At 68.7% G+C, this 8,186-nt stretch carries 11 protein-coding genes and 2 pseudogenes; 4 read left to right on the forward strand and 9 right to left on the reverse strand.

Annotated elements, in window-relative coordinates; translation table 11 throughout:
• On the forward strand, window positions 1–625 hold a 625-nt coding region (locus GGD82_RS20880; RefSeq protein WP_221240837.1), incomplete at its 5' end, for a hypothetical protein.
• Window positions 626–903: 278 nt separating this feature from the next.
• On the opposite strand, the gene GGD82_RS20265 is transcribed toward GGD82_RS20880, so the two are convergent.
• Complete coding sequence (locus GGD82_RS20265) at window positions 904–1,173, reverse strand: hypothetical protein (RefSeq protein WP_221240838.1); 270 nt, start codon at window positions 1,171–1,173, stop codon at window positions 904–906.
• A gap of 234 nt (window positions 1,174–1,407) precedes the next feature.
• Window positions 1,408–1,743 (reverse strand): annotated as a pseudogene (locus GGD82_RS21305) (IS21 family transposase); the annotation flags it as partial.
• Window positions 1,744–1,899: 156 nt separating this feature from the next.
• On the opposite strand from GGD82_RS21305, the pseudogene GGD82_RS20280 reads away from it, so the two are divergent.
• Window positions 1,900–1,989 (forward strand): annotated as a pseudogene (locus tag GGD82_RS20280) (arsenate reductase/protein-tyrosine-phosphatase family protein); the annotation flags it as partial.
• Between the two features lie 12 nt (window positions 1,990–2,001).
• On the opposite strand, the gene GGD82_RS20285 reads toward GGD82_RS20280, so the two are convergent.
• The 7 genes from GGD82_RS20285 to GGD82_RS20315 form a co-directional block, all read right to left on the reverse strand.
• The gene (locus GGD82_RS20285; protein WP_150064219.1) at window positions 2,002–2,460 is read right to left on the reverse strand and encodes a PH domain-containing protein; all 459 of its coding nucleotides are present in this window, start codon (window positions 2,458–2,460) and stop codon (window positions 2,002–2,004) included.
• Between the two features lie 54 nt (window positions 2,461–2,514).
• Window positions 2,515–2,883 carry a PqqD family protein gene (locus tag GGD82_RS20290; RefSeq protein WP_150064218.1) on the reverse strand — a complete coding sequence of 123 codons (369 nt, stop codon included), beginning with the start codon at window positions 2,881–2,883 and terminating at the stop codon, window positions 2,515–2,517.
• Window positions 2,804–3,961, reverse strand: a complete 1,158-nt coding sequence (locus GGD82_RS20295; protein ID WP_150064217.1) for a radical SAM protein — start codon at window positions 3,959–3,961, stop codon at window positions 2,804–2,806. The genes GGD82_RS20290 and GGD82_RS20295 overlap by 80 nt, the downstream gene beginning before the upstream one ends.
• Entirely contained in the window at window positions 3,954–5,144 is a 1,191-nt protein-coding gene (locus GGD82_RS20300; RefSeq protein ID WP_150064216.1) for a radical SAM protein, read from the reverse strand. Before GGD82_RS20300 ends, GGD82_RS20295 begins: the two co-directional genes overlap by 8 nt.
• A 38-nt stretch (window positions 5,145–5,182) precedes the next feature.
• Window positions 5,183–5,419, reverse strand: a complete 237-nt coding sequence (locus GGD82_RS20305) for a PqqD family protein (RefSeq protein WP_170284497.1) — start codon at window positions 5,417–5,419, stop codon at window positions 5,183–5,185.
• A 202-nt stretch (window positions 5,420–5,621) separates the two neighbouring features.
• On the reverse strand, window positions 5,622–6,017 hold the full coding sequence (locus GGD82_RS20310) for a hypothetical protein (RefSeq protein ID WP_150064214.1): 396 nt from the start codon (window positions 6,015–6,017) through the stop codon (window positions 5,622–5,624).
• A gap of 44 nt (window positions 6,018–6,061) precedes the next feature.
• Window positions 6,062–6,469, reverse strand: coding sequence for a hypothetical protein (locus tag GGD82_RS20315; RefSeq protein WP_150064213.1), 408 nt, complete (start codon window positions 6,467–6,469; stop codon window positions 6,062–6,064).
• 356 nt (window positions 6,470–6,825) lie between these two features.
• Here GGD82_RS20315 and GGD82_RS20320 point away from each other — a divergent pair, with 356 nt between their 5' ends.
• Window positions 6,826–7,311, forward strand: coding sequence for a phage virion morphogenesis protein (locus tag GGD82_RS20320; RefSeq protein WP_150064212.1), 486 nt, complete (start codon window positions 6,826–6,828; stop codon window positions 7,309–7,311).
• A complete protein-coding gene (locus GGD82_RS20325) occupies window positions 7,311–7,712 on the forward strand; it encodes a phage tail terminator protein (protein ID WP_150064211.1) in 402 nt (133 codons plus the stop codon). Before GGD82_RS20320 ends, GGD82_RS20325 begins: the two co-directional genes overlap by 1 nt.
• Window positions 7,713–8,186: the final 474 nt, after the last annotated feature.

Raw genomic sequence — 8,186 nt, forward strand, 5'->3', positions numbered from 1 at the left:
GACAACCTTCGCGCCTACGGCGCTTGGGTCGACCGGCTGCGCGCAACCCGAGGCGGGCGTGTCCCGCCGAAGGGTGTTGCGCGCCAAAGAAAACGCGTGCGACTTCCACAGTTTTTTGATTCGCTCGACAACCTTCGCGCCTACGGCGCTTGGGTCGACCGGCTGCGCGCAACCCGAGGCGGGCGTGTCCCGCCGAAGGGTGTTGCGCGCCAAAGAAAACGCGGGCGACTTCCACAGTTTTTTGATTCGCTCGACAACCTTCGCGCCGTCTTTGTTGACGCGCGATCACCGTCGGCCCTACGGCCCTCGGGTCGCGCGGACGGCGCTCGGGTCGACCGGCTGCGCGCAACCCGAGGCGGGCGTGTCCCGCCGAAGGGTGTTGCGCGCCAAAGAGAACGCGGGCGTCTTCCGCGAATTTTTAATTCGCTCGACAACCTTCGCGCCGCGTCTGTTGGCGCGCTATCACCGTCGGGCCTGCGGCCCTCGGGTCCCGCGGACGGCGCTCGGGTCGACCGGTGGCAGGAATGCCCCGGCCTCATTGGGCTGGCGGCATCGCCTGCCGCACCGTTGTCCTGATGATGCGTCTGGGACGAGATCAGCAAACGCATGTTTCGGGCATCTGTAGGCGGCCGAGTGACCTCGCGTGCGGCCACATGCGCGGCGCGGTGCATCTTTTTTTGGGCTCGCCTGCTTACACCCCGCTTACACAGCCCTTCTTACTGGCTCATGTAAGCAAAAACGGCCCCCTTTCGGGAGCCGTTTTCGGAAGCCTTATCAGGCCTTTAAACTGGAGCGGGCGATGAGATTCGAACTCACGACCCCAACCTTGGCAAGATACAGACTTCAGCATAAGTGATTGTTTTTACTTTTCTTTCACCCCGCCTTACGTCACGGAATCACCGTTCATTCACGCCATTCCGTGACATTCTGTGACCCGGCCGCGCACCCCTCCGCCACCTCCTCGGCCGGCGTCAGGATCAGGTCCCACTCCGCCGGTGTCGGGTCCCGACCGGCGGCGACCGCCTCGGCCAGGACGGCCTTGCCCACGTCGATCTGGATGGCCGCCATCGGCAGCGCCGGCAGCGCCATCGCGACCCGGACCAGGGCACTCGCCTGGGTGAGAAGAAAACGGCCCTGACCGACTGGTCGGATCACGTCATGCCGCAAGCCCATCCGGCCCCGGATCCACACCGTCGCGGACCATCTCCGCCCCGCATGTCAGCTGTGCGCTCCGATGACGGTCGGCCAGCCCCTTAGCCGCAGTGCCCGTAAACTGCCGTTCGGTACGGTCAGCATGTTGACCGACGTGGGAAATTGCCCCCCTGTAGCGGCGGAAACGGCGTTCCGCTATGACCGGTCGCGGCAACCGCATCCGAAGCTGGGACCATCGACGGCGCCCCTGTCCTCGTCGCCCTGGACGGCCGTCTTCATGCGGTCGAAGAGCCCCTGCTCGGGGACCCCGCCGATGGCGGTGAAAGCGGCGGCAAGGCAGCGCAGCACCGTCTGCAGGTCCTGGTGGGGGACGAGCCGGCCCCACAGGAACCCGCTGTGGCCGAGCACGAAGGAGAACAGCCACACCACCCGCTCGGCCCCCGTTTCGCCGATGAAGGAGGCGCAGAAGTGGGCGAGGTCTACCTAGGCCTGGCGGCCGGGCGGGGTCTCGAACCGGCGCTTGAAAGCGGGGCTGGCGGCGGGGCGGACGCCGCGCACATAGGCCTGCACGGCGGTGTAGCCGCCCGTGTATGGAGGAGCATACACCCCCAGCGCCGCCGGCTCCAAGATCGCCATCGTCTTCAACGGCTCGCCCCTGTTCTCGGGCGACGCCGGCGGGGTCTTTCGTCCATGCGGGCGTCTACGTATGGTGTCGGCGTCTCTCGATGCCCCAGAGAAAGGCCGCCCATGGTCGCCGTCCTGTTCGTCTGCGCCGGCAACATCTGCCGCTCGCCCACCGCCGAGGGGCTGTTCCGCCACGAGGTGCGGGCCGCCGGGTCGAACCCCGTCCTACCCCGGGGCTGGTCCGCGCGCCTGCTCCACGGCGGCGCGCACCACTTCGGGTTCCGGAGTGCCGATCTGCACCCGGCGGCCCTCTGGCAGAGCGAGTTCGACCACGTTGCGACTGGCGGCGGTGTATAGCATGCCGCCCCGGATCAGTCGCACCCCCCAGCCGGTCCACCAGGCACTATGGGCGACGCTCACGGCCTGGATCCGGCCCATGGGGATGGTCCGGCCGACCAGCGGCAGCGGGCCGAAACGAACCGCAACGTCAGCGCGGGTGACCTCCACCCGCAGGGTCGAGAAGAACACCAGGATCCCCGCCATCGCGACCGCCGCAAGCGAGGCGATGGGCTGATGGCGGGCAATGGCGAAGACCGCCACCACCGCCAGCAGGACCAGGCCGGCGATCACGAAGGGCCACGCGACCTGGGTGCTCTGGTACAGCGTCTCCGGTGCATCCGTCATCGGAGTCCCTCCCGGTGATAGAGGACACGCGCCAGGGCCACGGGCTCCGCAGGATCACCCGGGCCAGCCGTCGATCACCTCCAGGTCCCGAAGATAGCCAAGGAAGCCCCGCACGTCGCCGGCGATTCTCGGGGCGGCGTTGGGATAGGCCGCGCGCAGACGGTCGATCATCGCCGCCACGGGGGTTTCGCCGTCGCACAGGCCGAAGATGCGCGCCGCCACCGGGTTCAGCATATGCGCCGACCGGGTCAAGGGCACGCCGATCAGCACATGGGCGCCGTCCTCGCCGTCCCACCGCCACATCAGGTCGCGCCGGCGCGGACGGCTGTCAAGTCGCCCGTCGTCAGTGGAGGGCGCCGCGTCCGCCGGCGCCGTGGCCGTCGCGGACGCCCGTGGGGTCGCGCCAGAGATCGAGGTATCCATCGTGCGCCTCCGGATGGTTCAGAACCGAGACATAGGCCCGCTCGTAGTCCTCGACCGAGGTAATGGTCTCGAACAGCGCGCGCGCCTCGGGCAGCCGCCAGCCCTCGCCCAGGCCCTGGACCCAGGCGTCCTTCAGGCTCACCCGGCCAGCCTGGCCGAAGGCAAGCGGCAGGTAGGGCGAGATCTTGTAGAAGCCCTCGGCCGAGATGTTCACGCCCAGCAGGTAACCATAGGCCAGGCCGACGCGAATATGCTCGTGTGGCGTGCCCCACTCGACCGAGATCCGGCGCATCACCGCCGGATCGGCCATCCAGTCGGCGACCTGCTGGCGGGCCCGCGCCACCTGCTCCGGCGCGGCCCGGAAACCCTGGTTGCGGTGCGCGCGTCCGACCGGCACGAGCTGCATGGTGCGCAGGTCCTGGGCGCCGATGCGCAGGCACAGGTCCAGCATACCGGAGAAGCGGTCGATGTTGCGGCGGGTGCAGGTAAAGGCGATGCGGAGCTGACGCAGACCGTGTGCCTTCAGCCGCTCGATCGTCTTGAGCGCCTTGTCGAAGGTGCCCGGGCCGCGCACGGCGTCGTGGGTCTCGGCGTCGGGACCGTCCAGGGTGACCTGGACGATGGCGAGGTTGCGGGCCATCTCGCCGATCAGGTCCTCGTCCAGGTCCTGGCCGTTGGTGATCGACGCCACCAGCAGGTCGTGGCGCCGCAGGAAGCGGATGACGTCGACGAAATCGCCGTGCAGCGTGGGCTCGCCGCCACAGACGCAGACGCTGAACACCCGCATGTCCACCAGTTCGCGCGCGATGGCGAACAGGCGCTCGCGGCTCATCCGGGTTCGCCCGGTCAGGCCGGACTGGTTGTAGCAGTAGCCGCACTGCAGCGAGCATTCGTCGGTGATGTCCAGCAGCACGAACATCGGCGCGATCAGGCGGCGCGGCACCACCTGCGCGGCGCGCAGGGCGGCCACCATCCGCTCCAGATCGGCGTCCTCCGGCAGCGGGGCCAGGCTGAAGTCGGTCGAGAACAGCGGCAGACCGGACGGCGCCGCCCCCACAGGGCTCTCCCGGTCAGGCATCGGTGGCCTCCATCTCCAGGCAGCGCGGGTCGGGTCCGCCCATGACCGCGCCGTAGTGGGTGTAGATGCGGAAGGCGTCGCCGCCGGTGCAGGCGACGTGGCGACAGCGGGCGCAGCGCGCGAACCGGGTGTGGCGGAGGGTCTGGAACAGCGGCGCGGTGCGCCAGATGTCGATGATGTCGCGTTCCCGGACGTTGCCGGCGACCACGCGGGGGTCGTCGTCGGGGAACGAATGGTCGGGCTTGACCTTGCCGTCCGGGGTGACGGTGCAGTGGATGCGGCCGGCGCCGCACCACGGCATCATCTGGTTGGGATCGCAGGCGCGGATGATCTCCTCGTCCTGCTCGTAGCCGATGTCCATGTGGCCGGCGTAGGCCTGGCGCAGCGCCTTCAGGCGTGGCAGCAGCTCTGCGCGGTAGACCGCCTCGCCGACATCCAGGCTATCGAAGTTGTCGCCGCCGCGCCCGGCCTCGATCAGGCGCAGGAACGCGAGGTCGGTCACCCCCAGGTCGCAGGCCAGCGCCGCCACCGCCTCCATGTGCTCGGCGTTGAGCCGGGTCAGGGTGCAGTTGATGCGCAGCGGCAGACCGACCTCAACGCAGTTGCGGATGCCCGCCAGCGACCGTGCAAAGCTGCCCGGGGTGACGCGCAGGGCCTCGTAGACTTCGGCCGTAGCGCCGTCCAGGTTGCCCTCCACCTTGTAGAACCCGATGTCCTTCAGGCGGCGGGCGATGGCCGGGGTGACCGGGGTCAGGTTGCTGAGCAGGCACAGGTCCATGCCGTGGCCGCGCGCGCGTTCGGCGATGGCCGGCAGGTCGGTCCGGCACAGCGGCTCGCCGCCGCCGAAGAAGATCAGGAAGACACCGTGGGCCGCCAGCCGGTCGATAACCGCGAACCACTCTTGGGTGGAGAGTTCCGGGGTCTGGTCCTGCGCCCCCGAATTCGAGAAGCAGTGACGGCAGTGCAGGTTGCAGCGCCGGGTCAGCTCCAGGAGGATCGACAGCGGCGCCTGAAGCTCGTGGTCGAACATCCCGATCAGGGGGTGGCCGGTTGAAGGGGTGCCGATCGGAGGGGTTCCGATCGGGGGCTGGGCGCCCGGGCTCGGCGCGGCGGGCGCCGGCACCGGGGGCGGAGCGGCGTCGGGGCGCACCCGCGGGCGGCCCGAAAGGGCGTCATGCGGCATGGAACGGTGTCCTCCATCGCCCGCGCCGGCGCGCGGGCTCAGTCCGGGGACCGGTCGAGCAGGTCCTGCGCCGCCAGCGTGGCCAGGAAGGCCTCGACATCGGTCGCGATGACCGCCAGCGGCTGCCGGAAGGTCTCGGCCAGCGCGGCGACGATGGTGGCCGGCGCGTGCCCCTCCGCAAGCAGGGCGGCGATGCGGTAGGCGGTGGGGTTGAGCGTAAGGATGCGCACTGGCTCGACGCAAAACAGCAGGCCGCCGAAGGCCTCCGGGCGCACGCGGCCCTTCAGGCGGGGTCGGGGTCCGGCCGGGGGCGACGGCGCGTGCAACGGCGGCGCACATGCCCGCGGGACTGGCGTGTCTGGCATCGCCCTCTCCCATGGCCGGGGACGAAAGTGGCCCGGGCCGGCCCGCCGATGGCCTGCGTCGGGGCCTGCGTCCGAACCATCCAGGGGCTCTCCGGACGCAGGCGAGACGGCGTCAGGACGTGGCGACGGGCGCGCCGGTCTTGTCGGCGCTCCACGGCGACACCGCAAGCCAGGCCCAGACCCAGCCGATGCCGATGCCCAGCACCGCCGCGATTGCCGCCTCCGCTTTTTCCGTGCTGACCACGGCGGCCGAGGGCGGCACGTAGGGCAGCGCCGGTATCGTCGGACGCTCGACGACCTCGCCGAGGTTCTCCTTCATGTACGCATAGAACTTCTCGTCCCGCGCGCTGGCGAAGCGCAGCGTCAGTTCGATCAGATCATCCTGTGTCAGCGCGATGTTGCGGGTCTCGAATTCCTTGAGGTAGCGGCGGATGCGCGGCATCTTTTCCGCGATCGCCACATCCATGGAGTCGATCCTGCGCAGCCTGCGGTCCAGTTCTTCAGCCATAATCCCGCTCCCTTCCCAGTCCAGATCGGTTGGGGGACGCCGGCTCAGGCCGGGGTCGCGTCGATGCCGGTGACCTCGGCCATGGCGGTGGCGTCGGCGGTCCAGGGCGAGACGGCCAGCCAGGCCCACACCCAGCCGATGCCGATGCCCAGGACGGCGGCGACGCAGGCCTCGGCGCGCTCGGTGCTGACGATCAGCGCCGACGGCGGGACGTAGCGCGTGGCCTCGGCGTCGGCCCGAACGTCGCGATAGTTCTCCAGGATGAACTTGAAGAACTCCTCGTCGTTCTCGCTGGCGAAGCGGGCCGCCAGTTCGTACAGATTGCTCCAGGACAGGGTGGTGCCCTGAGCGTACATGTCCTCGACATAGCGCCTCAGCCGCGGAATCTTGTCCGCAGACTCGGCGGTCGCGGCCTCCAGATCACGGAGTTTCCGGTCGAGCTCTTCCGCCATGGTCGCCTCCCGTTGGCAGGGTCCAGGGGCTTGCTCCTCGCGGATGCGAGAAGCGGGGAAATCTGTACGATAACAAAACGAGTGTAGGGTGGGCGACGAAACGTTGTCAACATGAAGTTATATGCCTCTATAAGGGTCATTTGGCCGCGAACGATGCGCGCATCGCGTCTATCAGTCCGTCGTCTCAGCGTTGACGCGATGGACCGTGGCGCCGGAGCGGTCGACGCGCCGCCGCCCGTCCCATTTCGGCCCAAGACGGGCCAGCAGCCGCTGGACGTCGGCGGCGCGCCGACCAGTGGGGCCGCGATCGTGCCCGCTCCGCCGCGTCAGTTCGGCGGCGACATGGGGGGCTTCTGATGGCCGGTATTTCCATCACCGTCTCCGGTGACGAGTTCGTCGGGCGCGGCCTGGACGGGCTGATCGCCCGCACCGGCGATCTGACGCCGGCGATGGATATGATCGGCACCATGCTGGACACGTCGGTCGACCATCGGTTCGAGACCGAGACCGATCCGGATGGCCAGCCCTGGCCGAAATCGATCCGCGCCCTGTCCGAAGGCGGACAGACGCTGACCGATCGGCGCCATCTGCGCGGCAGCATCACGCATGAGGCCGGCCCAACCTCGGTCCGCCAGGGCACGAACCTTATATACGCGCGGCCGCACCAATTGGGCGCCCTGATCAAACCCAAGGCGGCCAAGGCGCTGACGTTCAGGATTGGCGGTCGGACGGTCCAGGTCCAACAGGTGACCATCCCCGCACGCCCGTACCTTGGACTGTCGGCGGAGGACCGCACCGAGGCGGGCGAGATCATCGCCGACTGGGTCACGGGGGCGCTCTGATGATCGGCGCCGCTCTTGTCGACCCCATCATCGCCCTGGTGCGGAACGCTGCCCCCGACCTGCGGTACGTCGGCCCGGCCAACGACCTGGCCGCCCTGATCGCCGCCCGGCGCCTGCCCGAACGGGTTCCGGCGGCCTACGTGCTGCCCACCGCCGAGGCAGCCGAACAGACCCAGCGCACCGTCCACCGCACCCTCGTGACGACCATCATGACGGTGGTGCTGGTGACGTCCGAAAGCCGGCGCGGCCCCGATGATCGCCGGTCGACACGCTGGGCGCGGCCGTCATCGCCGCCCTGGACGGCGTCCTGCCGGCGTCGGACTGGCAGGTGCTTGGGTATCGCGGCGGCGACCAGCAGGTCCGGGCCGCCAGCAGCGACCGCGATGGCGGCGTGTTCCTGACACTTCACTTCGAGACCACCACACAACGGAGGGCCTGATGGTCACGGTCCGGTCGAACCAAGGGATAAGCAGAATGGGGTCACGGGGCATGTGGGTCCGATGTTGGCTGGCGCTCGTTCGCCTCAAACCCGCCTCCTGGCAAGCGGCGATGTTTGGCGTTTTCCTCACTGGCAGGGACCGGACCAAACCCGCCGCTTAGTCGCTGGAAACTCCAGCCATCACAGCAGATCTCACAATTCAAATCAAAATAAAAGATCAATTTTATATATAATAGTGTAAGAGAGCGTAAATGGGCGTAGAGGGAAGCAGGGTTCGGACAAATGCCGGCCGCAATCGGGGCACGGGGCGTGTGTCGCCGCCGCGCCCGGCCGGGACGTCGAAACGGACCGCACCGGATGCGGGATCTGGTACCGTACCGCGATCAAAACATCGCGGGAGACGGACCATGGAGTTCTTCGCCGGGCTGGACGTGTC

Source organism: Roseospira marina, from assembly GCF_014197855.1.
Taxonomy (GTDB): Bacteria; Pseudomonadota; Alphaproteobacteria; order Rhodospirillales; family Rhodospirillaceae; genus Rhodospira; species Rhodospira marina.

Bases quoted from the DNA above. Each gene is read 5' to 3' on its own strand.
- GGD82_RS20265 (WP_221240838.1), bottom strand. From the start codon at position 1,173: ATGGGCTTGCGGCATGACGTGATCCGACCAGTCGGTCAGGGCCGTTTT.
- GGD82_RS20285 (WP_150064219.1), bottom strand. From the start codon at position 2,460: ATGACGGATGCACCGGAGACGCTGTACCAGAGCACCCAGGTCGCGTGG.
- GGD82_RS20290 (WP_150064218.1), bottom strand. From the start codon at position 2,883: ATGGATACCTCGATCTCTGGCGCGACCCCACGGGCGTCCGCGACGGCC.
- GGD82_RS20295 (WP_150064217.1), bottom strand. From the start codon at position 3,961: ATGCCTGACCGGGAGAGCCCTGTGGGGGCGGCGCCGTCCGGTCTGCCG.
- GGD82_RS20300 (WP_150064216.1), bottom strand. From the start codon at position 5,144: ATGCCGCATGACGCCCTTTCGGGCCGCCCGCGGGTGCGCCCCGACGCC.
- GGD82_RS20310 (WP_150064214.1), bottom strand. From the start codon at position 6,017: ATGGCTGAAGAACTGGACCGCAGGCTGCGCAGGATCGACTCCATGGAT.
- GGD82_RS20315 (WP_150064213.1), bottom strand. From the start codon at position 6,469: ATGGCGGAAGAGCTCGACCGGAAACTCCGTGATCTGGAGGCCGCGACC.
- GGD82_RS20320 (WP_150064212.1), top strand. From the start codon at position 6,826: ATGGCCGGTATTTCCATCACCGTCTCCGGTGACGAGTTCGTCGGGCGC.
- GGD82_RS20325 (WP_150064211.1), top strand. From the start codon at position 7,311: ATGATCGGCGCCGCTCTTGTCGACCCCATCATCGCCCTGGTGCGGAAC.